Source organism: Pseudomonas sp. B10(2017), from assembly GCF_002113295.1.
GTDB classification, from domain to species: domain Bacteria; phylum Pseudomonadota; class Gammaproteobacteria; order Pseudomonadales; family Pseudomonadaceae; genus Aquipseudomonas; species Aquipseudomonas pudica.
Window position 1 is genome coordinate 361,384 of record NZ_NEJU01000002.1, and the last position, 25,090, is coordinate 386,473.

A 25,090-nucleotide genomic window follows, 5' to 3' on the forward strand; every position below is an offset into this window, starting at 1 on the left:
TTAGGAAAAGAATAAGGACAGTTACTGAAAAGATCGCGAAACAGCCCCTTTCACCTTCCTGAAAACATTGAGATTCCGAAATGCACCATTTTGTTGGAAGGCGATGACCCTGACCCCCTCCAGCGCACCAAAAAGGTGCACGACTATCAGTAATGGGGCAGCCGGTCTGCCCTTCATCAACCGCTCCCTCCCCTGCATTCACATCCGGTCACAACCGCCAACGTTTGCGTCTACTCCGCGGCACGACAATGGTGACCAGCGGGTCACATTTTTATCTCTTTCTCTCCTACACTCGGTTTTCGGCCCGCCATTTGCTCAACGGAAGAGTGACGAAAAAAAGTCGAACTTTACGGAACGCGGGCAGGTCAGGAACTAAGTAGGCCAAACGCAAAGGGACTTCCCAGCCTCGGCCCACACACCCCACCAGCCCAATCGCCTTCGGCGGGAATGCCGATCGCGCCGTGCCTGCGCGCACGACCTTGGGGCATGGAACGCACTACGCAGAATCCAGAAACAGAGAGAACCAACACGAAACATTGCCACGGGTGCCAGCACCCGGCCAAGCATAGGGATGGAGAGAAGTATGATCAGTGCCGCTGTCGAGCCTCACGTAGATTCATTCAACCCGGACAACCGCGAACCGCTCACCCCGGACTTCGCCACGACAGGCAAGGCACCCGGCGCCCAGCGCCAGCACAACCGCAACAAGCGCAAGATTTTGTTCGTGACCTCGGAAATCGCCGACCTGGTGAAAACCGGTGGCCTGGGTGACGTGTCCGCTGCCCTCCCCCGGGCACTGGCCCACCTGCACGATGTGCGAGTGCTGATCCCCGGCTACCGCCAGGTGATGGAAAGCGACAACCCCATCCACATTGTCGGTGAGCTGGGCGGCCACGCCGCCCTGCCGCCGTGCAAGATCGGGCGCATGGACATGGCCGACGGCCTGGTTATCTATGTACTGATCTGCCCCGAGCTGTACCAGCGCGACGGCACTCCCTATGGTGCCAACAACGGCCGCGACTGGCCCGACAACCACATCCGTTTCGCCCGCCTGGGCCTTGCCGCCGCCGAAATCGCCGCCGGCGAAGGCAAGATCCACTGGAAGCCCGAAGTAGTGCACGCCCACGATTGGCCTGCCGGCCTGGCACCGGCCTACATGCACTGGCGCGGGCTGAGCACGCCAACATTGTTCACCATCCACAACCTGGCCTACCAGGGCGTGTACAGCCGCGGTTGCAGCCCGGAGCTGGCGATCCCCGAACATGCCATGCAACAAGAAGGCATGGAATTCTACGGCAAGCTGTCGTTCCTCAAGGCCGGCCTGGCCTACGCCAGCCACATCACCACGGTCAGTGCCACCTATGCCCGGGAAATCACCACCCCGGAATTCGGCTGCGGCCTGGACGGGTTCCTCGCCAGCAAAGCCCAGCAAGGCCTGCTCGGCGGCATTCCCAACGGCATCGACGAAAGCTGGGACTCTGCCACCGACAAGCACCTGCAGCACAACTTCAGCATCAACGACTGGGAAGGCAAGGCGCGCAATGCCCAGGAAGTGCGCGAGCTGTTCAAACTGCAGCCCTCCGAAGGCCCGCTGTTCGCCGTGGTTTCGCGCCTGGTCTACCAGAAAGGCCTGGACCTGACCCTGGGTGTGGCCGACTACATCGTCGAGCAAGGCGGGCAGATCGCGATCATCGGCCGTGGCGAGCCGGAAGAAGAGCAGGCCATGCGCGAACTGGCGCTACGCCACCCGGGCCGTATCGGCGTACGCATCGGTTTCAACGAAACCGATGCGCGGCGCATGTTCGCCGGCAGCGACTTCCTGCTGATGCCGTCACGCTACGAGCCATGCGGCCTCAGCCAGATGTACGCGCAGCGTTTCGGCTCGCTGCCGGTGGCGCGCAACACTGGCGGCCTGGCTGATACCATCGAGTGCGGCGTCACCGGCTTCCTGTTCAACGAGTCCACCGTCGAGAGCTATCGCCAGGCACTCAGCCGCGCCTTCTATGTATACGGCAAGAAGGACCTGCTGAACGCCATGCGCTGCCTGTCGATGACCCAACCGTTCAACTGGTGCCAGGCCGTGGAACCCTACGCCCGCCTGTACGAAGACCTGGTCAAGCAGGCGCAGCACAGCCACTACTGAACGGGGATTTGGAGATGCACAGACATGGCGCACACCTGCTGGACGCCACGTCGGCGCGCTTCGCCCTCTGGGCGCCGGATGCGCGCAGCGTGAGCGTGGAACTTGAGCAGCAGCCGGCCGTCGAGCTGTTGCCCGACGATGAAGGCTGGTACACCGGCGTGGCCTCGTGCCAGGCCGGTGACCGTTACCACTACCGTATCGACGGTGAACTGCAGGTGGCCGACCCGGCTTCACGCTACCAGCCCGACGGCGTGCAGGGGCCGAGCCAGGTGGTGGATGTGGCCAGCTATGCCTGGCAACATCCGTGGCAAGGCCGGCCCTGGCACGAAGCGGTCATACAGGAGCTGCATGTGGGCCTGCTTGACGGTTACACCGGGGTCGCCCGGCAACTGCCGCGCCTGGCCGAGCTGGGTATCAGCGCCATCGAGCTGATGCCGCTGGGGCAGTTCCCCGGCGAGCGCAACTGGGGTTACGACGGCGTGCTGCCCTATGCACCGCAAAACACCTACGGCAGCCCCGAGCAGTTGTGTGCGCTGGTCGACCAGGCACATGGCAATGGGCTGATGGTGCTGGTCGATGTGGTGTACAACCACTTCGGCCCCGACGGCAATTACCTGCACCAGTATGCCAGCCCGTTCTTCCGCGAGGACCGGCAGACCCCCTGGGGCGCAGCTATCGACTTCCGGCGCCCACAGGTGCGCGAATACTTCATCCAGAACGCCCTGATGTGGCTGTGCGACTACCGCTTTGACGGCCTGCGCCTGGATGCCGTGCACGCCATCGACCAGCCCGACTTCCTGATCGAGCTGGCGCAAAGGGTACGCGCTGCCGTGGAACCGGGCCGCCACGTATGGCTGGTACTGGAGAACGAACACAACCAGGCCTTCCTGCTGGAACAAGGCTTCGATGCCCAGTGGAACGACGACGGCCACAATGCCCTGCATGTGCTGCTGACCGGCGAAACGGAAGGCTACTACGCCGACTACCAGCAGCGCCCCATCGACCAGCTGGCTCGCTGCCTTGCCGAAGGTTTCGTGTTCCAGGGCCAGGCCAACCGCCATGGCACGCCCCGCGGCGAGCCCAGCGCGCACCTGCCGCCCAGCGCCTTCGTGCTGTTCCTGCAGAACCATGACCAGGTCGGTAACCGTGCCCTGGGCGAACGCCTGACCCGCTTGTGCCCACCGCAGGCGCTGCGGGCGGCCACCGGGTTGTTGCTGCTGGCACCGATGATACCGCTGCTGTTCATGGGCGACGAGGACGGTAGCTGCCGACCGTTCCTGTTCTTCACCGACTTCCATGATCAACTGGCCGACGCCGTGCGCGAAGGCCGGCGCGGGGAGTTCGCCCATTTCGCCGCCTTTGCCGACCCCGAACAACGCCAACGCATTCCCGACCCCAACGCCGAACAGACCTTCGAGGCCTCCCGCCCGCAAGGCAAGGATGTGATCGCCGGCTGGCACGGCCTGTACCAGCACCTGCTCGAACTGCGCCGCCGCCATGTGATCCCGCACCTGCCCGGCAGCCGCGCGCTGGGCGCCGAAGTACACGGCGACAAGGCCCTGACCGCACGCTGGTGCCTGGGCAATGGCACTACCCTGCGCATCGACCTGAACCTGGCCGCCACCCCGCAGGGGGTCGAGTTGCCCGCGCCGGCCAACCGCCTGTTCGACAGCAGCGACACCCGGCACCCCGATACCCACCTGGCCGCATACAGCTGCGTGGTCAGCCTGCTTCCCCCTGCCCAGGAGCGCCCATGAGCGAAACCGCCCTGCACCGCCTGGCGACCCGCGTCGGGCTGAGCCGCGACTGGATCGACGCCAATGCCCGGCCTCAGCGTGTCAGCGACGAGGTACTGCGCAACATCCTAGAAGGCCTTGGCCACCCAGCCAACGATGACGCCGCCATTGCCGCCAGCCTGCGCGCCGTGGACGCTGCCGAAGACAGTGAGCACCTGCCGCCGTTGCTGACCGTCGACCTCGGCCAGCCATTGGCACTGGCGCGCTACTTCAGCGCCGCCAGCGTCGCGCACTGCACCCTGGAAGACCACAGCCCCCTCACCCTCAGCCTCGACGACCAGGCCCGTCTGCCCGGTGCACTGCCCATCGGCTACCACCAGGTGGAAATCGACAGCCGCCGCTTCACCGTGGCCGTGGCCCCGCCACGCTGCTACAGCCTCGAAGACCGGGTGCAGCAGCCGCCCCCGCGCTGCTGGGGCCTGGCGGTGCAGCTGTACAGCCTGCGCCGCCCCGGCGATGGCGGCTATGGCGACTGCCTGGCCCTGGAACAACTGGCCCGCGCGGCCGCCGAGCGCGGTGCCGATGCCTTGGCCATCAGCCCGATCCACGCGCTGTCGGCCATCGACCAGACGCACTACAGCCCCTACTCGCCCTCCAGCCGCCTGCTGCTCAATACCCTGTACGCCAGCCCGGCCGCGCTGCTGGGCGAGCGGGAGGTGCGCGTGGCCATCGAAGCCTGCGGCCTGGAGCAACAACTGGAAGACCTGGAGCAAAGCCCGCTGGTCGACTGGCCGCGTGCCGCCAGCGCCCGCCAACGCCTGCTCGAAGCCCTGTACCAGGGTTTCAGCCAGGGCGACCACCCGCTGCGCAAGGATTTCGACAGCTTCCGCGAAGCCGGTGGCCAGGCGCTGGAGCACCATTGCCGCTTCGAGGTGCTGCAGGCCCAGGCCGTGGAGCATGGCCTGGGCGCCGACTGGCGCCATTGGCCCAAGGCCTGGCACGACCCATACCACCCGGAAGTGGAGGCCTTCGCCAACGCCTACCCGGCCAAGGTCGAGTTCCATGCCTTCTGCCAATGGCTGACCGAACGGGGCCTGCAACGCGCCCAGGAAGCGGCACGCGGCAACGGCATGGCGGTCGGCCTGATCGCTGACCTGGCGGTGGGCGCCGACGGTGCCGGCAGCCAGGCCTGGAGCCGCCAGGACGAGCTGCTGGCAGGGCTGAATGTAGGCGCGCCGCCCGACATCCTCAACCGTGCCGGCCAGGACTGGGGCATCTGCGCCTTCTCGCCCGAGGGCCTCAAGCGCAACGGCTACCGCGCCTTCATCGAAATGCTGCGGGCCAACCTCGCCCACGCCGGCGGCCTGCGCATCGACCATGTCATGGGCCTGCGCCGGCTGTGGCTGATCCCGCAAGGGGCCAAGCCCAGCGAAGGCGCCTACCTCAACTACCCGCTGGACGACCTGCTGCGCCTGCTGGCGCTGGAGTCGGTGCGCCACCAGGCAATCATCCTCGGCGAAGACCTGGGCACCGTGCCGGAAGGCCTGCGCGAGCAACTGGCGGCCAAGGCCGTGCTGGGCATGCGCGTGCTGCCCTTCGAGCAGACCCAGCCCGGCCATTTCAAGCCGATTCTCGACTGGCCGGACAACGCCCTGGCCACCACCGGCACCCACGACCTGGCGCCGTTGGCCGGCTGGCTGGAAAACCGCGACATCGACTGGAGCCACCGCCTGCAACTGATCGATGCCGCCACCGAACTGCACTGGCGCCACGACCGGCAGAAAGAACACGATGGCCTGCGCCGTACCCTGGAAGCCAACTACGGCACGCTGCCGGACAACGACGCGCTGATCGACGCCGCCATCCGCTACGTTGGCCACACCCGCGCACCGCTGGTGCTGGTGCCGCTGGAAGACCTGCTGGGCTGCGACGAGCAACCCAACCTGCCCGGTACCACCGCCGGCCACCCCAACTGGCGACGGCGCTTCGCCCGGCCGGTACGTGAACTGCTCGACGACGAAGACGCCGCGCGGCGCCTGGAGCTCCTGGCCCAGGCTCGCGAACAGGCCTGGGAGCGTGACCAATGAAAGCGCTGACCGCGACCGTGCGCCTGCAGTTTCACAGTGACTTCACCCTCGATCACGCTGTGCCGCTGGTGCCGTACTTCGCCCAGTTGGGCATCAGCCACCTGTATGCCTCGCCCATCCTCAAGGCCCGCGCCGGCTCGCGCCACGGCTACGACGTGGTCGACCCGACCTGCGTCAACCCCGAACTGGGCGGCGAAGCGGCGCTGCAACGGCTGGTCGCCGCCCTGCGTCAGCACGGCATGGGGCTGATCCTCGACACGGTGTCCAACCACATGGCCGTGGGCGGTGCCGACAACCCTTGGTGGCAGAGCCTGCTGGCCTGGGGCCGGCGCAGCCCGTATGCAGAATTCTTCGACATCCAGTGGCACTCCAGCGACCCGTTGCTGGCCGGCCAGTTGCTGCTGCCGTTCCTCGCCAGCGACTATGGCATGGCGCTGAAAAACGGCGAGATACCGCTCGAGTTCGACAAGCACCATGGGCTACTGCAGGTTGCCCACTACCAACACCGCTTCCCGATCTGCCCGGTCGACTATGGCTGGATTCTCGCCCTCAGCCCGGAGCCGGCACTCAAGGCCCTGGCCGAACGCTTCACCGCGTTGAACGCATCGGCCACGCCGCTCGCCGACGCCCTGCCTCTGCAAGCCGAACTGGTGCGCCTGGCAGGCGAAGGCGCCGACCTCGAATCGGCCCTGATGGCGTTCGACAGCCGTAGCGAGAATGGCTTCAAGCGCCTGCACCTGCTGCTGGAGCGCCAAACCTACCGGCTGGCCAGCTGGCGCACCGCCGCCGACGACATCAACTGGCGCCGCTTCTTCGACATCAACGAGCTGGGCGGCCTGCGGGTGGAACGCGCGGCGGTGTTCGAGGCCACCCACGCCAAGCTGTTCGAGCTGATCGAGCGCGGCCTGGTGGACGGCTTGCGTATCGACCATATCGACGGCCTGGCCGACCCGCGCGGTTACTGTCGCAAGCTGCGACGGCGGGTCGATGGCCTGCTGGCACGGCGGCCGTTGAACGCTGCCCTGGAGCACTTCCCGATCTACGTGGAGAAGATCCTCGGCGCCAACGAGCACCTGCACCGCGACTGGCTTACCGACGGCACTACCGGCTATGAATTTATGAACCAGGTCTCGCTGCTGCAGCACGACCCGGCGGGCGAAGCCGCGCTGACCGAGCTGTGGGCCAGTGTGAGCGAACGCCCCGACTTCCCCGAAGAAGTGCGTCAGGCCCGCCACCTGGTGCTCAATGCCAGCCTGGCCGGCGACTGCGAGTCGGTGGCCCAGGCGCTGTTGCAGGTGGCGCGCAACGACCTGATGACCCGCGACCTGACCCTGGGTGCTATCCGCCGCGCCTTGCAGGCACTGGTGGCGCATTATCCGGTGTACCGCACCTACTTCAATGCCTGCGGGCGCCCGGCAGAGGACGAAGGGTTTTTCCAGCAGGCCCTGGCCAATGCCCGGCAGGATCTGGGCGAAGCCGACTGGCCGCTGCTGGAGCACCTGCAACAATGGCTGGGCGGGCAAGCCTGGCGCAGCCTGCCAGCAGGCCGGGCGCGCAAGCAGCTGCGCCACGCCTGCGTGCGCTTCCAGCAACTGACCGCGCCCAGTGCCGCCAAGGCCGTGGAAGATACTGCGTTCTACCGCAGCGCGCGGCTGCTGTCGCGCAACGATGTGGGCTTCGACGCCGAGCGTTTCAGCGCCCCGCTCGAGCACTTCCACAACGAGGCCCAGCGGCGCCTGCGCGATTTCCCCGACAACCTGCTGGCCAGCGCCACCCATGACCACAAGCGCGGCGAAGACACCCGTGCACGCCTGGCCGTGCTCAGCGAGCGCGGCCCGTGGCTGGCCAGCCGCATTGAACACTGGCGCGAACTGGCCACCCCGTTGCGCACGCAACTGGATGACGGCCCGGCACCCAGCCCCGGCGACGAGCTGATGCTGTTGCAGACCTTGCTGGGCAGCTGGCCGCTGGACCTCGACCTGCACGATGACAACGCCCTTGGCCACTACGCCGAACGCATCCGCCAGTGGCAGCAGAAGGCCTTGCGCGAGGCCAAGCTGCGCAGCAGCTGGAGCGCGCCGAACGAAGCATACGAAAACGCCTGCGCCCGCTACATCGATGGGCTGTTGCTGGACGGCGAGAACCAGCAGCTGCGCAAGTCGCTGGCCGACGCCGCGCACCTGCTGGCCTGCCCCGGCGCCCTCAACGGCTTGGTCCAGGCCCTGCTGCGCATGACCACGCCGGGCGTACCGGACCTGTACCAGGGCAACGAATACTGGGACTTCAGCCTGGTCGACCCGGATAACCGCCGCGCCGTGGACTACGCCTGCCGGCGTCGCACCCTGGACGATGCAACGCCGGTAGCCGAGCTGCTGGAACACTGGCGCGATGGCCGCCTCAAGCAGGCGCTGATCGCCCGGGTGCTGGACTGCCGCCAGGCCCATGCCGAGTTGTTCCGCCGTGGCGCCTACCTGCCACTGACCGTGCACGGCCGGCATGCCGACAAGGTGGTCGCGTTCGCTCGCCTTGGCGAAGGCGAACGGGCCGTCATCATCGCGCCACGCCTGGCCAGTACCCTGCTGGCAGGCGCACCGATACCCCTGATCCCGGCACAGAACTGGGACGATACCCGGGTGAGCCTGCCGTTTGCCTTGTCGCCTGCCAATTCGACGGGACTTTTCCCCAGTGCTGCGGTCAGCTCTTCCAGGGAGCTGATGTTGAGCGCCGTGCTGGCGGAGTTTCCGGTCAACCTGCTGATACAACAATCTTGAGCATCAGGAGCGTCATGATGAGTGTTGATGAAAAGCGTATCCGCGAATTTGCCTACCAGATCTGGGAATCCGAGGGTAAGCCCGCCGGCCAGGAAGAACGTCATTGGGACATGGCGCGCAAGCTGGCCGAAGCCGAGGCGCTGGCACCCAAGGCGGCGCCGCGCAAGCGGGCCCCGGCCAAGCCCAAGGCAGCCGCTGAGCCGAAGGCGCCTGCCGAGCCCAAAGTGGCTGCCCTGCCGGGGGTTAAACCAGCTGTGGCGAAAAAGACCCGGGCGGTGAAAAAGCCTTCTGCCGGTTAAGCCTTTCCTGGCCCTATCGCCGGCAAGCTCAGGTCCCCAAAGTACAGCGCCGGTTTTGAGACCTGTGGAGACCTTGTGGGAGCTGGCTTGCCGGCGATAGGGCCAGGACAGGACTACACAACCCTCCCCTTCACCACGGCCACTAGAGGACCACCATGAGCCCCCGCACCCCGAAGAAAACCCGCTCGGTCGCCCCGTCGCGTATCCGCGAAGGCCTGCCCTTCCCCCTCGGCGCCACATGGGATGGCCTTGGGGTCAACTTTGCCCTGTTCTCGGCCAACGCCACCAAGGTCGAGCTGTGCCTGTTCGACTCCACTGGCGAGCACGAGATCGAACGCATCGAGCTACCCGAATACACCGACGAGATCTACCACGGCTACCTGCCCGACGCGCACCCAGGGCTGGTCTACGGCTACCGCGTGCACGGCCCGTACGAGCCGGAAAACGGCCACCGCTTCAACCCCAACAAACTGCTGATCGACCCCTATGCCAAACAACTGGTCGGCAGCCTTCAATGGTCCGAAGCACTGTTCGGCTACACCATCGGCCACCCCGACGGCGACCTGTCGTTCGACGAGCGCGACAGCGCGCCGTTCGTGCCCAAGTGCAAGGTGATCGACCCTGCCTTTACCTGGGGCCGCGACCAGCGCGTGCTGATCCCCTGGGAGCGCACGATCATCTACGAGGCCCACACCCGTGGCATCAGCATGCGCCACCCGGCGGTACCCGAAGAACTGCGCGGCACCTTCGCCGGCCTGGCCAATGACGAGTTGCTCAAGCACATCAAGGAGCTGGGCGTTTCCAGCATCGAGCTGCTGCCGATTCACGCCTTCGTCAACGACCAGCACCTGCTGGACAAGGGCCTGAACAACTACTGGGGCTACAACAGCATCGCCTTCTTCGCCCCCCACCCGCGCTACCTGGCCAGCGGCAAGATCGCCGAATTCAAGGAAATGGTCGCGCACCTGCACGATGCCGGGCTGGAGGTGATCCTCGACGTGGTCTACAACCATACCGCCGAAGGCAACGAGCGCGGCCCAACGTTATCGATGCGCGGCATCGACAACGCTTCCTACTACCGCCTGATGCCGGACGACAAGCGTTACTACATCAACGATTCCGGCACCGGCAACACCCTGGACCTGAGCCACCCCTGCGTGCTGCAGCTGGTCACCGACTCGCTGCGCTACTGGGCAGGCGAAATGCACGTGGACGGCTTCCGCTTCGACCTGGCGACCATCCTTGGCCGCTACCACGACGGCTACAGCGAACGCCACGGCTTCCTCGTCGCCTGCCGCCAGGACCCGATGCTGAGCCAGGTGAAGCTGATTGCCGAACCCTGGGACTGCGGCCCGGGCGGCTACCAGGTGGGCAACTTCGCACCGGGCTGGGCAGAGTGGAACGACCGCTTCCGCGACACCGTGCGGGCCTTCTGGAAAGGCGACGAGGGTCAACTGGCCGACTTTGCCTCGCGCATGACCGCGTCGGGGGACATGTTCAACAACCGTGGCCGGCGCCCCTATGCCTCGGTCAACTTCGTCACCGCCCACGACGGTTTCACCTTGCGCGACCTGGTGTCGTACAACCACAAGCACAACGAAGACAACGACGAAAACAACCAGGACGGCACCGATAACAACCTGTCGTGGAACTGCGGTGTCGAGGGGCCAACCGACGACCCGGCCGTGAATGCCCTGCGCATGCGTCAGATGCGCAACTATTTCGCTACCCTGCTGCTGGCCCAGGGCACGCCGATGATCGTCGCTGGTGACGAGTTCAGCCGCACCCAGCACGGCAACAACAATGCCTATTGCCAGGACAGCGAGATCGGCTGGGTGAACTGGGACCTGGACCAGGAGGGCGAAGAGCTGCTGGCCTTCGTCAAACGCCTGACCCGCCTGCGCCTGGCCTACCCGGTACTGCGCCGTTCGCGCTTCCTGGTGGGCGACTACAATGAGGCGATCGGCGTCAAGGATGTGACCTGGCTGGCACCGGACGGCAACGAGATGAGCGTGGAGCAATGGGAAGACCCGCACGGGCGCTGCCTGGGCATGCTGATCGATGGCCGCGCCCAGGTCAGCGGCATTGCCCGGCCAGGTGCCGAGGCCACCGTGTTGCTGATCGTCAACGCCCATCATGACACCGTGCCGTTCAAGTTGCCGACCGTGCCCGAAGGGGATTACTGGAGCTGCCTGGTCGATACCGACCGGCCAGAGCTGCGCAAGGGGCAGCATCTGCAGTTCGACAGCACCTTCGAGGTGAAGGGGCGATCGTTGCTGCTGATGGTGTTGCAGCGTGATGAGGAGTGAACCCCGGGGGACCCTCGTCGGTCCCATTGTGTATCGGTTGCCTGTACTGGCCTCATCGCCGGCAAGCCAGCTCCCACAGGTAATCCGCTGGCCGACGGGCCTGTGCGTTACCTGTGGGAGCCGGCTTGCCGGCGATAGGGCCGGGACATACAACACCCATGCACCCGCCATTGAGGAGTAACCGTGAACCCCGAAGCCGGCAGTAAAGGTTTCGCCAGTATCAACCAGGCCCCGGCCGTGAAGCGGCTGCAGGTGCTGACGGTGAATACCCACAAGGGCTTCACCGCCTTCAACCGGCGCTTCATCCTGCCAGAACTGCGCGAGGCGGTGCGCAGCACCCAGGCCGACATCGTCTTCCTCCAGGAAGTGCTCGGCAGCCACGACCGCCACGCCGCGCGCTACCCCGGCTGGCCGCAGACTTCACAGTACGAGTTCCTCGCCGACAGCATGTGGAGCGACTTCGCCTACGGCCGCAACGCGGTCTACCCCGACGGCCACCACGGCAACGCGCTGCTGTCCAAATACCCGATCATCGAACACCGCAACCTCGACGTGTCGATCACTGGCCCCGAACGACGTGGTCTGCTGCACTGCATCCTCGACGTGCCCGGCCAGCACCAGGTGCATGCCATCTGCGTGCACCTGTCGTTACTGGAAAGCCACCGCCAGAAGCAGCTGCAACTGCTGCGCAAACTGCTCGAATCTCTGCCTGCCGACGCCCCGGTGATCATCGCCGGCGATTTCAACGACTGGAAAACCCATGGCAACCGTACCCTGCACCTGCAGCGCGACCTGCACGAGGCTTTCGAGCGCCACCACGGGCACCTGGCCCGCACCTATCCTGCGCGCCTGCCCCTGTTGCGTCTGGACCGCGTTTACCTGCGTAACGCCGAAAGCCATGGGCCGCGGATTCTGGGGCACAAACCTTGGTCGCACCTTTCGGACCATCTGCCGCTGTCCGTCGAAGTCAGGCTTAGCAATCATTCTTCATAGCCATGCCACGGCAAATAGCGAACCCCGCTATACCCGACAGATTTATCAGAAGATTCAACACGTTGAACAAACACACACATCCTGAACACTTCCTTCACACTTTCTTGACGCAAGCGGCCGCCTCTCCTTAGCTGAACATATCAAGCAGTAAAGATCTCGCGCCGGGCGTCTAGCTCGCGCCTTCGTGCGCGCTGGCGAAAGCCTGGCGTGCTGGTTTGGGTCGCCCACTGTTTTTGCCGTACAGCTCGTGACAACAGGCCAGGTCCTCGGGCTGTAACACAAAAACAAAGGAGATCCGCCATGAAAAGAACCTCGAACCTCTTGCGTTTCGACAGCATTTTCTGCGCGGTTTCCACGTCGCTGCTTCTGGCAACCCCGGTGGAAACTATCGCGTATGAACTGCAGGGCGACCCGACCTCGCCCGGTTTCCTGCACCAACCGGCAGTACCACAGCTGTCGCTCGACCCGGTCAGCGCCAGTGGCTTGAGTATCGGCACTTTGAACGCGTTTTCGCAAAAGATGAGCGAGCGCCATGGGCAGCCTGCACCGGATCTGGTCGCCAGCCAGTGGGCACAGTTCTTCCCCACCACTGCGCGCGGTATCGCGCAGCCCCCGGACCAGCTGGAGGCACCCAGCCAGCAACTGATGATCGGCCCGGACCTGTTCGTGCGTGAAACTGCAGCGGGCAATGTGCACCGCGCGGGGATATTCGTGGGGCAGAACAACCTGCAGACCAACTTCAACGGTACGCGCCGGCTGCTGGGCGACAAGCAACGCAACGCCGTGAACCTCAGCGGTGAAAGCCTGGGGGTGTACTGGAGCATGACACATGAACAGGGCTGGCACCTGGATGCCGTGGCCATGGGTTCGCGCATCGACGTCAATGGCCGTGGCGAGAACGGCCAGCGCCTGGACGACAGCGGCCACGCGATGACCTTCTCGCTGGAAGGCGGCATCCCCATCGGCCTGGGTGGCGGCTGGGTGATCGAGCCGCAGGCGCAGTTGATCAACCAGCAGTTCTTCCCCGGCAGCCGGGCGCAGGAAGAGACCTTGCAGGCCTTCGACAGCCAGCCGAGCTGGAGCGGCAGGGTCGGCGCCAGGCTGTCCGGGCGTTATGAAGTACGCGGCATGCCAATCGAACCCTATGTGCGGACCAACGTGTGGTATGACTTCAGCAATGCCGATGAGGTGAAGCTGGACCAGGTCGACAAGATCTCCAGCTCGCGCTACTCGACCACGGTGGAACTGGGGCTGGGGCTGGTGGCGCGGGTGACGCCCTCGGTGGCGCTGTTTGTCAGTGCCGATTACAGCAGTGATGTGGACGACAATGATCTGAACGGGTTGATTGGCAGCCTTGGGGTGCGGATGCGGTGGTAGGCAGGTTCGGCCCTTTTGCGGGCACGCCCGCTCCCACAGGGATAGCACAAGGCCAGAGGCTGGCGCCGTACCTGTGGGAGCGGGCATGCCCGCGAAGAGGCCAGTACAGGCAGAAGATCAGACCGGTTTCAACACCAGCACACCCAGCGGCGGCAGGTTCAGGGCCAGCGACAGCGGCTGGCCATGGCTGGCAATCGCGTCGCTCTGCACCACCCCCAGATTGCCGACATTGGACCCGGCATACAGCTCTGCATCACTGTTCAAGAGCTCCTGCCAGCGCTCGCCGAACGGCACACCGATGCGATACCCCTCGCGCGGCACCGGGGTGAAGTTGGCCACCACCAGCACCGGCTCGCCACTGCTGCTCCAGCGCAGCCAGGCATACACGCTGTTCTGCGCATCGTCACCAATCAGCCACTGGAACCCCTGCGGCTGGCAATCCTGCTCGTGCAATGCCGGCACCTCGCGGTACAGGCGGTTGAGGTCGCCGACCAGGCGCTGTACGCCCTGGTGCTCAGGGTACTGCAGCAGGTACCAGTCCAGTTCGCCGTCATGGTCCCACTCACGCCACTGGCCGAACTCGCAGCCCATGAACAGCAGCTTCTTGCCAGGATGCGCCCACATGAAGGTGAGGTAGGCACGCAGATTGGCGAACTTCTGCCAGCGGTCGCCGGGCATCTTGTCGATCAGCGAATGCTTGCCGTGCACCACTTCGTCGTGGGAGATGGGCAGGATGAAGTGCTCGGAATAGGCATAGATCAGCCCGAAGCTCATCTCGTTGTGGTGATAGGTGCGGTGCACCGGGTCGTTCTGGATGTAATGCAAGGTGTCGTGCATCCAGCCCATGTTCCACTTGTAGGCAAAGCCCAGGCCGCCCTGCTGGGTCGGCTGGCTGACGCCGGGCCAGGCGGTGGATTCCTCGGCGATGATCAGTGCACCCGGGGCCTCGTGGGCCGCCACGCCGTTGAGGTGGCGGATGAAGTCGATGGCCTCCAGATTCTCGCGCCCGCCGTGGCGGTTGGGCACCCATTCGCCGGCCTTGCGCGAATAGTCGCGGTACAGCATCGAAGCCACCGCATCGACGCGCAGGCCGTCGATATGGAAGTGCTTCAGCCAGTGCAACGCCGAAGCCATCATGAAGCCGCGCACTTCGTTGCGGCCAAGGTTGTAGATCAGCGTGTTCCAGTCCTGGTGGTAGCCCTCCAGGGGGTTGTCGTATTCGTACAGGGCGGTGCCGTCGAAACGCGCCAGGCCATGTTCGTCGGTGGGGAAATGCGCCGGCACCCAATCGAGCAGCACGCCAATGCCGCCCTGGTGGCAGGCGTCGATGAAGGCGGCGAAGTCCTCAGCGCTGCCGTAGCGCGAAGTAGGCGCGAACAGCGACAGCGGCTGGTAGCCCCAGGAGCCGCCGAACGGATGCTCCATGATCGGCAGCAGTTCGATGTGGGTGAAGCCCAGTTCCTGAACGTACGGCACCAGGCGCTCGGCCAGCTCGCGCCAGTTGTAATAGCGCCCGACCTCGCCCGCCTCATCCAGCTCGCAGCGCCACGACCCTGGGTGCAGTTCATAGATCGACAGCGGCGCGCTGTAGGCATGGCGCTGCGCGCGTTGCGCCATCCAGTCGTGGTCTTGCCAGGCGTGGCTGAGCGGCCCCGCTACCTTGGAAGCGGTGCTCGGCGGCAGTTCGGTGGCGCGCGCCAGCGGGTCGGCCTTCAGGGGCAGTATGCCGTCCTTGCCCAGCACCTCGAACTTGTAGGTTTCGCCCACGCCCAGGCGCGGCACGAACAGCTCCCACACCCCGGCGCTGTGGCGCAGGCGCATGGGGTGGCGACGGCCATCCCAGTTGTTGAAGTCACCGACCACCGACACGCGCCGGGCGTTCGGTGCCCACACCGAGAAACACACGCCATCGACGCCATCGACCTGGATGGGTTGGGCGCCGAAGCGCCCGGACAGGTCGCGGTGGTTGCCTTCGGCAAACAGGTACAGGTCCATGTCGCCCAGTTGCGGGCCGAAGCTGTAGGGGTCTTCGGTGACCTGCTCGCCACCGGCCCAGCCGATCTGCAGCAGGTACGGGTGTGCCTCATCGAGGTGCGCGGTGAACAACCCCGGCAGGCTGCCCTGCTCCATTTCGGCGAGGATGCGCCCGTCATGTCGGGCCAGTATGCGCACATTCAGGGCGTTGGGCAGGAAGGCGCGGACCACTTGCCCGCCCGCGCCGTCGCCATGGGGGCCGAGTACCGCAAATGGATCGGCGTGCTCGGCGCGGGCCAGGGCGTCGAGGTCCCGTTGCCGAAGGCCGCCGTTTTCACGCGTGGTTGCATTCATCTATGACTCTCCCCAGGTACTGATCAGTCCATGCAGGCCATGCAAAGGCACGGCCAGCCAGCTCGGACGGTTCTCGGCTTCGTATGTGATTTCGTAGGCAGCTTTTTCCAGGCAGAACAGCTCCAGTGCGGCACGCTCGCCCTCGGCCTGTTGCCAGGCGTGAGGCATGGCCGCGGTGGCCAGGCCATAAGCTTCGACAAAGGCATGCCGCGATTGGTGCAGGTACTGCCTGGCAACCCGTTGCCGGGCTTGGCGCGCCGGGTCGGAAAGGTCGACCGCAGACGCGCTGCGCAAGATCATGGCAGCAGCATAGTCGAAGGATCGCAGCACGCCGCTGACATCTTTGTACGGACTGTGTTTTGCCCGACGCTCTTGCAGCGGCCGGGCCGGTTCACCTTCAAAATCGATGAGGTAGGCGTCGCCCTGCACCACCAGCACCTGGCCCAGGTGCAGGTCGCCATGCACGCGCATCAGCAGGCCACCCTGGGCCTGGCGGGTCAGCTCGGCGATGTGCTGGGCCAGGCCGTCGCGCTGTTGCTGCAAGTCGTCGACCAGCGCCTGGCTTTCGCTGTCGAGGCTGTCGCGGTGCTGGGCCAGCAGGTCGAGGGCATGGGTGAGCTCTGCGCTGATCTGCGCACTCCAGCGTTCGCTGTCGTCGGCATCGCTCGGGCGCGGCTGGAAGGCCTCGTCATTGGTCGGTGCGGCCAGCAGCAGGTGCATCTCGCCCAGGCGCTGGCCGAGCAAGGCGGCAAAGCCGGTGAGCTCGGCCAATGCATCGGTGTGCGCATCGGCGTCGAGGCTGGAGGGCTCCATCTGGTCGCGTATGGCCCGCTCCAGGGTGTTTTGGGTCCAGGCCCAGGCGTCACCCTGGTTGCTCAGGTAGCCCTGGGCGATCATCAGCAGGTGTGGCGCACCCTGCTCGTCCACCCGGCTGACCCAGGCCAGCAGGGGCGATATGTTGGCAAAGCCTGCGGCGGTCAGGTAGGCACTCATTTCCAGCTCGGGGTGCACACCCGGGTTGACCCGTCGAATCAGCTTGAGCACCACCTGGTCGCCGATCACCACCGAGCTGTTGGACTGCTCGGCGCTGAGATAGCGCACGCTGCTTTCGTCGTTCAACGCCAAGCCCGCCAACTGCTGCGTGCTTTCGAAACGCAACTCGCCCTCGCCGTTGCCACACGGTAGATGCATGCCATTCTCACAGGCACGCAGCACCGCGCGGATGAACGGCTCGAGGACGAAGGCGTCGGTGATCAGGCCAACCTGATGGGCTCGGCGCACCCGTGACAGGGCCAGCTGTTGTGGCAGTGCGCTGTTGATCTGCTCTTCGGGCAGCAGGCCGAACGGCAGTTGGTAGCGATTGGCCACACCGTCGCTGAGCACTTCGATTTCACTGAGCAACACCGGTGTGGTCGACGTGCCGAAACGCACGCCGTAGCACAGGCGCACCTGGTCGATCGGCCCTTCCTTGCCGGCGAACCAGCGCCGCTTGGGCAGATACTGGGGCAGAACGGTGCTTTGCAGGGTATCGCTGGAGGGGGCCTCCAGCAGTTCTTCCAGGCGTTTGCGCAATACCAGTGTGGTCAATTCGGGTAACCCCTCGGTGGCCTTGATGTGCCAGCTGGGCATGCGGTCATGGCTGGCCAGCAGGAACCAGTAGAAGGCGTAGGGTGGCAAGGTCAGCAGGAACGGCAGTTGGCCGATTGGCGGGAAGGCGCTGCCGCCGAGCATCTCCACCGGTACTTTGTCGGCGTACTGTGACAATTCCAGTTCAGCCGCCTGGGCGGCGCGGGAAACGTTGGCCACGCACAGGATGACTTCGCTGTTGCCATCGGCGTCGGTGTACTCGCGCAGATAGGCAAGGATGCGCCGGTTGTTAGGCGTGAGGGTACGCAGGCTGCCGCGGCCGAAGGCCTTCTGCTGCTTGCGCACCGCCAGCATGCGCCGGGTCCAGTTCAGCAGCGAGTGCGGGTCGTTGGCCTGGGCTTCGACGTTGACCGTCTGGTAACCGTACAGCGGGTCCATGATCGGTGGCAGCACCAGGCGCTGCGGGTCGGCACGGGAAAAACCGCCGTTGCGGTCCGGCGACCATTGCATGGGCGTGCGCACACCGTCACGGTCGCCCAGGTAGATGTTGTCACCCATGCCCAGTTCGTCGCCGTAATACAGGGTGGGCGTGCCGGGCATCGACAGCAGCAGGCTGGTGAGCAGTTCGATGCGCCGGCGGTCACGCTGCAGCAACGGCGCCAGGCGACGGCGGATGCCCAGATTGATGCGGGCGCGACGGTCTTCGGCGTAGTAGTTCCACAGGTAGTCGCGCTCGCGGTCGGTGACCATCTCCAGGGTCAGCTCATCGTGGTTGCGCAGGAAGATCGCCCATTGGCAGTTGGCGGGAATTTCCGGTGTCTGGCGCAGGATGTCGGTGATCGGGAAGCGGTCCTCCATGGCCAGGGCCATGTACATGCGTGGCATCAACGGGAAGTGGAAGGCCATGTGGCATTCGTCGCCCTCGCCTTCGCCGAAGTACGGGCGGGTGTCCTCGGGCCATTGGTTGGCCTCGGCCAGCAGCATGCGGTCGGGGTAGTTGGCGTCGATTTCGGCGCGGATCGCCTTGAGCACGTCGTGGGTTTCGGCGAGGTTCTCGTTGTTGGTACCGTCACGCTCGATCAGGTAGGGGATGGCATCCAGGCGCAGGCCATCTACACCCAGGTCCAGCCAGAAGCGCATCACCCCGATCACTGCCTTGAGCACCTGCGGGTTGTCGAAGTTGAGGTCGGGCTGGTGCGAGTAGAAGCGGTGCCAGAAGTACTGGCCGGCGACCGGGTCCCAGGTCCAGTTGGACTTCTCGGTGTCGAGAAAGATGATGCGCGTGCCGTCGTACTTCTGGTCGTCATCCGACCACACGTAGAAGTCCCGTGCCTTGCTGCCGCGCTTGGCGTGGCGGGCGCGCTGGAACCAGGGGTGCTGGTCGCTGGTGTGGTTGATGACCAGCTCTGTGATTACCCGCAGCCCGCGTTTGTGCGCCTCGGCGATGAAGCGGCGGGCATCGGCAAGGTTGCCGTAGTCGGGGTGCACGGCCTTGTATTCGGCGATGTCGTAGCCATCGTCGCGGCGTGGCGAGGGATAGAACGGCAGCAGCCACAGGGTGTTGACGCCAAGCTGGGCAATATAGTCGAGCTTGCTGATCAGGCCAGCGAAATCGCCGATGCCGTCGTTGTTCGAATCGAAGAACGACTTGATGTGCAGCTGGTAGATGACGGCGTCCTTGTACCACAGCGGGTCGTCGATGAAGGCTGCCGGGCGGGAACGCTTGGCCATGTGCGACTCCTTTCAATTCCAGGTTGCTCTGGCCCCAATGCACAAGCAACTGACTTGACACAATCCCTGTGGGAGCGGGTTTACCCGCGAACACCGGCGAAGCCGGTGCCATGCTCCGCGGCGCCTGCTTCGCGGGTAACCCCGCTCCCACAGGGGATGGCGTGTACCTTGCTAACGGGCCTTTTCGATGCGCCAGATACCGAACGGCAGATGCCAGGGTTCGATGCGCATCCATTGGGTCTTGCCGTACCACGACCAGCGATGGCCGTTCATCAGGTCTTCCCCCAGGGTTTCGGCGTTGTCATCCAGCCCCAGCTCCCACAGCGGCAGCTCGAAATGCGCTTCCTGGGCGTTGTGCGGGTCGAGGCTGATTGCCACCAGGATGTAGTTGTCGCGCTCGGGCGTGCGCTTGGCGAAGTACAGGATGTTGTCGTTCCAGCAGTTGAAGAACGCCACGCCCAGGTGGGTCTGCAAGGCGCGGTTCTGCCGGCGGATGCGGTTGAGCTGGGCAATCTCGGCAATGATGTTGCCGGGTTGGCTGAAATCGCGTGGGCGAATTTCGTACTTCTCCGAATCCAGGTACTCCTCCTTGCCCGGCAAGGCCGCCGCTTCGCACAGTTCAAAGCCCGAGTACATGCCCCACAAGCCCGACCCCATGGTGGCCAGCGCCGCGCGGATGAGGAATCCGGCACGCCCTGAGGTGTGCAGGAAGTACGGGTTGATGTCGGGGGTGTTGACGAAGAAGTTGGGCCGGTAGCACTGGCTCCATGGCGGCTGGTTGAGCTGCTCGAAATACTCGCGCAGTTCCTGTTTGTGGTTGCGCCAGGTGAAATAGGTATAGCTCTGCGCGTACCCGACCTTGCCCAGGCGGGCCATCATCGCCGGCTTGGTGAAGGCTTCGGCAAGGAAGATGACCTCGGGGTGCTGGCTGCGCACGTTGGCGATCAGCCATTGCCAGAATGGCAGTGGCTTGGTGTGCGGGTTGTCGACGCGGAAGGTCTTCACCCCCTCCTCGACCCAGCCGACCACCACGTCGCGCAGGGCCAGCCACAGTGAGGGCACGGCTTCGGGGGCGTAGAAATCGACGTTGACGATGTCCTGGTACTTCTTGGGCGGGTTCTCGGCATAGCGGATTGTGCCGTCCGGTCGCCAGCTGAACCAGCCGGGGTGCTCCTTGAGCCAGGGGTGGTCCTGGGAGCACTGGATGGCAAAGTCGAGGGCGATTTCCAGGCCATGCTCGGCCGCCGCGGCCACCAGGCGGCGGAAGTCGTCGCGGCTGCCCAGCTGCGGGTGAATCGCCTCGTGGCCGCCTTCCGCGCTGCCGATGGCATACGGGCTGCCCGGGTCGCCGGGCTCTGCCGTGAGGGCGTTGTTGCGGCCCTTGCGGTGCTGCATGCCGATGGGATGAATGGGCGGAAAGTACAGCACGTCGAAGCCCATGTCGCGGATCATCGGCAGCCGCTCGTGCACATCATTGAAGGTGCCGTGGCGCTCGGGGCTGTCGGTGATCGAGCGCGGGAACAGCTCGTACCAGCTGGCGAACTGCGCTGCCGGGCGGTCGACATCGACGGGGAAGTCGCGGCTACGGGTCAGGTAGCTGCGGTGCTCGGCGTCACTCATCAGGCGGGCGGTGGCGGGGTCGAGAAACAGCGCTACCTGGTCGTCGGCATTCAGCGTGAGCAGGCGCTGCTGCAAGGCCTGCAGCTCCTCGCGCAGGGCACCGCTGCACAACTCGATGCCCTTGCCGAGCATCAATCGGCCTTCTTCCAGCTCCAGCCGCACCTCGACACCGGCGTGGTATTTCTTCTCCAGGTCGTGGCAATAAGTGGCGAACGGGTCGATCCAGGCCTCGATGCTGAAAAGGTGCGGGCCCAGTTCGGTGGGAGTGAACTCGGCCAGCCAAAGGTCGTTGCCCGGCGAGTGCATGGGCACGCAATGCCAGCGCCGGCTGTGGGCCTGACGCCAGTTGAGCATCACTGCCAGGCGGTCGTGGCCGTCGCTGTAGACCTTGCTGCTGACCGCCACCGGTTGGCCACTGATGGCCTTGACGGCGAAGGTGCCGGCTTCGAGCACGGGTTGGGTGTCTTCGATCACGATGCGCGGCGCCAGCAGCGCCTGGGACAGGCTGATGGCCTGGTCCGGGTGATCATTGGCCATGGGCACGCTTTCGAAGGGCTCGTTTCGTGACATCGGACCTTGCTCCCTCAGGCTGGTGGCGGTAAGGGTTCAGAGCCGGGCACAGGCGTGGGGTTCAAAAAAAATGAGCGAACGGCAGCTGCCAGGAGTCGAAGCCTGCAGCACCTCTTCAATCACCCAAGCGAGGTCAGGCCATGAACATTCCCATTCCACCGGAGACTCCCGATCCCAACATCGACGACCCGAGCCTGCCGCCGCCCGTGCCGGAGGAAGACCCGGACGAGCTGCCGATCAAGCCGACCGTGCCGCCGACGGTGGGCGACCCGCCGAGCCAGGAACCACCGGTGAAGGTTTAAGGGTAGACCAGGATCTTGTGCTGGCAGGGCCGGCCTCTTCGCGGGCACGCCCGCTCCCACAGGTATTTCACAGAACCCGAGGGCAGTGAAATACCTGTGGGAGCGGGCGTGCCCGCGAAAGGGCCGGAACAGCCAATGCATCAACCAGCAGTAACCACCGAGATCTCCGCCACGCTGATCTCCCGCATGCGGAACTTCTGCACCTTGCCAGTCACCGTCATCGGGTACTCGTCGACAAAGCGGATATGCCGCGGCACCTTGAAGTGTGCAATGCGCGCCTTGCACCAGCCCTGCAATTCCTCGGCCGTGGCGCTGTGCCCAGGGTGCAGCTTGATCCAGGCGACGATCTCCTCGCCATAACGGCTGCACGGGATGCCGATCACCTGCGCATCGGCCACCGCCGGGTGGGTGTAGAAGAACTCTTCCAGTTCACGCGGGTAGATGTTCTCGCCGCCGCGAATGATCATGTCCTTGTTGCGCCCGACGATGCGTACGTAGCCGTGCTCGTCCATTACCGCCAGGTCGCCCGAGTGCATCCAGCCGGCCGGGTCGATGGCATCCGCCGTGGCCTGGGGGTTGTCCCAGTAGCCGAGCATCACGCTGTAGCCGCGGGTACACAGCTCGCCGATCTCGCCGCGCGGGACGATGCAGCCGTCGGCGTCCACCAGTTTGTTTTCCAGCTGCGGCTGGGTGCGGCCGACGGTGGTCACGCGCAGTTCCAGGTCGTCGTCCGGGCCGGTCTGCAGCGACACCGGGCTGGTTTCGGTCATGCCGTAGGCGATCTGTACTTCGGCCATGTGCATCTGGTCGATGACCCGGCGCATCACTTCGATCGGGCAGGTGGCGCCGGCCATGATGCCGCTGCGCAGGGTCGACAGGTCCATTTGCGCACGGGCGGGGTGGTCGAGCATGGCGATGAACATGGTCGGTACGCCATAGAGAATGCTGGCGCGCTCTTCGGCCACCGCGCGCAGGGTGAGCTCGGCGTCGAAGGCGTCGTTGGGGTAGATCATGGTGCTGCCATGGGTGATGCAACCCAGGTTGGCCATGACCATGCCGAAGCAGTGGTACAGCGGCACCGGGATCACCATGCGGTCGCGTGCGGTCAGGCCCAGGCTTTCGCCGACCATGAAGCCGTTGTTGAGTATGTTGTAGTGGCTGAGCGTGGCGCCCTTCGGTGCGCCGGTGGTGCCGGAGGTGTACTGGATGTTCACCGGCTGGTCGAACTGCAGGCTTTGCTGGCGCTTCGCATAAGCCTCGACGGAGGTCTGCCCTGCCCGCTCGGCCAGCGCTTGCCAAGGCAGGAAGCCTGCCGGCGGGTTGGCGGCCAGGCTGACCACACCACGCAGGTCGGGCAGGCGTTCACTGGCCATTTCACCGGGGGTGGCTCTGGCCAGCTCCGGCGCCAGTTCCTGGACCATGGCGTGGTAGTCGGACGTCTTGAAGGCATCGGCACATACCAGCCAGCGGCAACCGGACTGGCGCAGCACGTATTCCAGCTCGCCCACGCGGTAGGCCGGGTTGATGTTGACCAGAATCGCGCCGACCTTGGCACTGGCCAGCTGCAGGATGCACCACTGGGCGCAGTTGGGCGACCAGATGCCGACCCGATCGCCGGTGTTCACGCCCAGGGCCATCAGGGCACGAGCATGCACCTCGACCTGCTCGGCCAACTGCCGCCAGCTGTAGCGCAGGCCCTGATGGCGCGACACCAGGGCCTCGCCGTCGGCACAACGGGCCACGGTGGCGTCGAAGGCCTGGCCGATGGTCTGGGTCAGCAAGGCTTGGTCCTGGCGACCGCGGGTATAGCTTGGTTGACTCATGGGTGTCCCTTCTTGTGGTTGTTCTGGGCACGACTGAAGCAAGCGGGAATACTTTGGCGCAGATTTACGTTTACGTAAAGGTGATGATCCGATTGACAGTGAGCATCTGCAGGTTTACGTTAACGTAAAGGTGAAAACGACATCGGGTTTGTCGGCGTGTCACCGACCCGCTCCACAGGGTCGGTAGATAGCCCTTGAGCTACGGTGTTACCCAATTTCAAGAACAACAAGGTGCCCCAGCATGCATTACCCCACCCTGAACTTCGCCCTGGGCGAAACCATCGACATGCTGCGCGACCAGGTGCGCACCTTCGTCGCCGCCGAACTGGCCCCGCGCGCCGCGCAAATCGACCACGACAACCTGTTCCCTGCCGACATGTGGCGCAAGTTCGGTGACATGGGTCTGCTGGGCATCACCGTGCCGGAAGAATATGGCGGTGCCGGCCTGGGCTACCTGGCCCACGTGGTGTCGATGGAGGAAATCAGCCGTGGCTCGGCCTCGGTGGCCCTGTCCTACGGTGCCCACTCCAACCTCTGCGTCAACCAGATCAACCGCAACGGCAGCCACGAACAGAAGCTCAAGTACCTGCCCAAGCTGATCAGCGGCGAGCACATCGGCGCCCTGGCCATGAGCGAGCCCAATGCCGGTTCCGACGTGGTGTCGATGAAACTGCGCGCGGAAAAGCGCGGCGACCACTACGTGCTCAACGGCAGCAAGACCTGGATCACCAACGGCCCGGATGCCAACACCTACGTGATCTACGCCAAGACTGACCTGGAAAAGGGCGCGCACGGCATCACCGCATTCATCGTCGAGCGTGACTGGAAAGGCTTCAGCCGCAGCAACAAGTTCGACAAGCTGGGCATGCGTGGCTCCAACACCTGCGAGCTGTTCTTCGATGGCGTCGAAGTGCCGGAAGAAAACATCCTCGGCCAGCTCAACGGTGGCGTGCGCGTGCTGATGAGCGGCCTGGACTACGAGCGCGTGGTGCTGTCCGGCGGCCCGACCGGCATCATGCAAAGCTGCATGGATCTGGTGGTCCCTTACATTCACGACCGCAAACAGTTCGGCCAGAGCATCGGCGAGTTCCAGCTGATCCAGGGCAAGATCGCCGACATGTACACCCAGCTCAACGCCAGCCGCGCCTACCTGTATGCCGTGGCCCAGGCCTGCGACCGTGGCGAGACCACCCGCAAGGACGCCGCCGGGGTGATCCTGTACACCGCCGAGCGTGCCACGCAAATGGCCCTGGAAGCGATCCAGATTCTCGGCGGCAACGGCTATATCAACGAATTCCCGGCCGGCCGCCTGTTGCGCGACGCCAAACTGTACGAGATCGGTGCCGGCACCAGCGAAATCCGCCGGATGCTGATCGGCCGCGAACTGTTCAACGAAACCCGCTGAGCACAAGGG

Annotated in this window: 14 protein-coding genes; 10 read left to right on the forward strand and 4 right to left on the reverse strand. The window is 65.0% G+C overall.

The window, feature by feature from the left end; all coding sequences use genetic code 11:
* Positions 1–583: 583 nt before the first annotated feature.
* The 8 genes from glgA (at position 584) to CAF92_RS04360 (ending at position 13,715) form a co-directional block, all read left to right on the forward strand.
* Positions 584–2,143, forward strand: coding sequence for a glycogen synthase GlgA (gene glgA, locus CAF92_RS04325; protein ID WP_046615641.1), 1,560 nt, complete (start codon positions 584–586; stop codon positions 2,141–2,143).
* A gap of 14 nt (positions 2,144–2,157) precedes the next feature.
* Positions 2,158–3,900: a malto-oligosyltrehalose trehalohydrolase gene (gene treZ, locus CAF92_RS04330; RefSeq protein ID WP_085599416.1), complete on the forward strand. Its 1,743-nt coding sequence runs from the start codon at positions 2,158–2,160 to the stop codon at positions 3,898–3,900.
* Positions 3,897–5,966: a 4-alpha-glucanotransferase gene (gene malQ / locus CAF92_RS04335; RefSeq protein WP_085599418.1), complete on the forward strand. Its 2,070-nt coding sequence runs from the start codon at positions 3,897–3,899 to the stop codon at positions 5,964–5,966. The genes treZ and malQ overlap by 4 nt, the downstream gene beginning before the upstream one ends.
* A complete protein-coding gene (locus tag CAF92_RS04340; protein ID WP_085599420.1) occupies positions 5,963–8,737 on the forward strand; it encodes a malto-oligosyltrehalose synthase in 2,775 nt (924 codons plus the stop codon). Before malQ ends, CAF92_RS04340 begins: the two co-directional genes overlap by 4 nt.
* Positions 8,738–8,751: 14 nt before the next feature.
* Positions 8,752–9,036 carry a DUF2934 domain-containing protein gene (locus CAF92_RS04345; RefSeq protein ID WP_085599422.1) on the forward strand — a complete coding sequence of 95 codons (285 nt, stop codon included), beginning with the start codon at positions 8,752–8,754 and terminating at the stop codon, positions 9,034–9,036.
* Positions 9,037–9,191: 155 nt separating this feature from the next.
* Positions 9,192–11,345: a glycogen debranching protein GlgX gene (gene glgX, locus CAF92_RS04350; protein WP_046615636.1), complete on the forward strand. Its 2,154-nt coding sequence runs from the start codon at positions 9,192–9,194 to the stop codon at positions 11,343–11,345.
* A gap of 183 nt (positions 11,346–11,528) precedes the next feature.
* On the forward strand, positions 11,529–12,338 hold the full coding sequence (locus CAF92_RS04355) for an endonuclease/exonuclease/phosphatase family protein (RefSeq protein WP_046615635.1): 810 nt from the start codon (positions 11,529–11,531) through the stop codon (positions 12,336–12,338).
* A 300-nt stretch (positions 12,339–12,638) separates the two neighbouring features.
* On the forward strand, positions 12,639–13,715 hold the full coding sequence (locus CAF92_RS04360) for an autotransporter outer membrane beta-barrel domain-containing protein (RefSeq protein ID WP_085599424.1): 1,077 nt from the start codon (positions 12,639–12,641) through the stop codon (positions 13,713–13,715).
* Between the two features lie 117 nt (positions 13,716–13,832).
* Here CAF92_RS04360 and glgB read toward each other — a convergent pair whose 3' ends face one another.
* The 3 genes from glgB to CAF92_RS04375 form a co-directional block, all read right to left on the reverse strand.
* A complete protein-coding gene (glgB, locus tag CAF92_RS04365; RefSeq protein ID WP_085599426.1) occupies positions 13,833–16,043 on the reverse strand; it encodes a 1,4-alpha-glucan branching protein GlgB in 2,211 nt (736 codons plus the stop codon).
* On the reverse strand, positions 16,044–19,361 hold the full coding sequence (gene treS, locus CAF92_RS04370) for a maltose alpha-D-glucosyltransferase (protein ID WP_085599428.1): 3,318 nt from the start codon (positions 19,359–19,361) through the stop codon (positions 16,044–16,046).
* 171 nt (positions 19,362–19,532) lie between these two features.
* Positions 19,533–21,551: an alpha-1,4-glucan--maltose-1-phosphate maltosyltransferase gene (locus CAF92_RS04375; RefSeq protein WP_085599430.1), complete on the reverse strand. Its 2,019-nt coding sequence runs from the start codon at positions 21,549–21,551 to the stop codon at positions 19,533–19,535.
* Between the two features lie 140 nt (positions 21,552–21,691).
* On the opposite strand from CAF92_RS04375, the gene CAF92_RS27425 reads away from it, so the two are divergent.
* Positions 21,692–21,853, forward strand: coding sequence for a hypothetical protein (locus tag CAF92_RS27425; RefSeq protein ID WP_173015129.1), 162 nt, complete (start codon positions 21,692–21,694; stop codon positions 21,851–21,853).
* A 140-nt stretch (positions 21,854–21,993) separates the two neighbouring features.
* Here CAF92_RS27425 and CAF92_RS04380 read toward each other — a convergent pair whose 3' ends face one another.
* Positions 21,994–23,676, reverse strand: a complete 1,683-nt coding sequence (locus tag CAF92_RS04380) for an AMP-binding protein (RefSeq protein ID WP_085599432.1) — start codon at positions 23,674–23,676, stop codon at positions 21,994–21,996.
* A gap of 241 nt (positions 23,677–23,917) precedes the next feature.
* On the opposite strand from CAF92_RS04380, the gene CAF92_RS04385 reads away from it, so the two are divergent.
* A complete protein-coding gene (locus CAF92_RS04385; protein WP_013973339.1) occupies positions 23,918–25,081 on the forward strand; it encodes an isovaleryl-CoA dehydrogenase in 1,164 nt (387 codons plus the stop codon).
* The last annotated feature ends 9 nt before the right edge of the window (positions 25,082–25,090 follow it).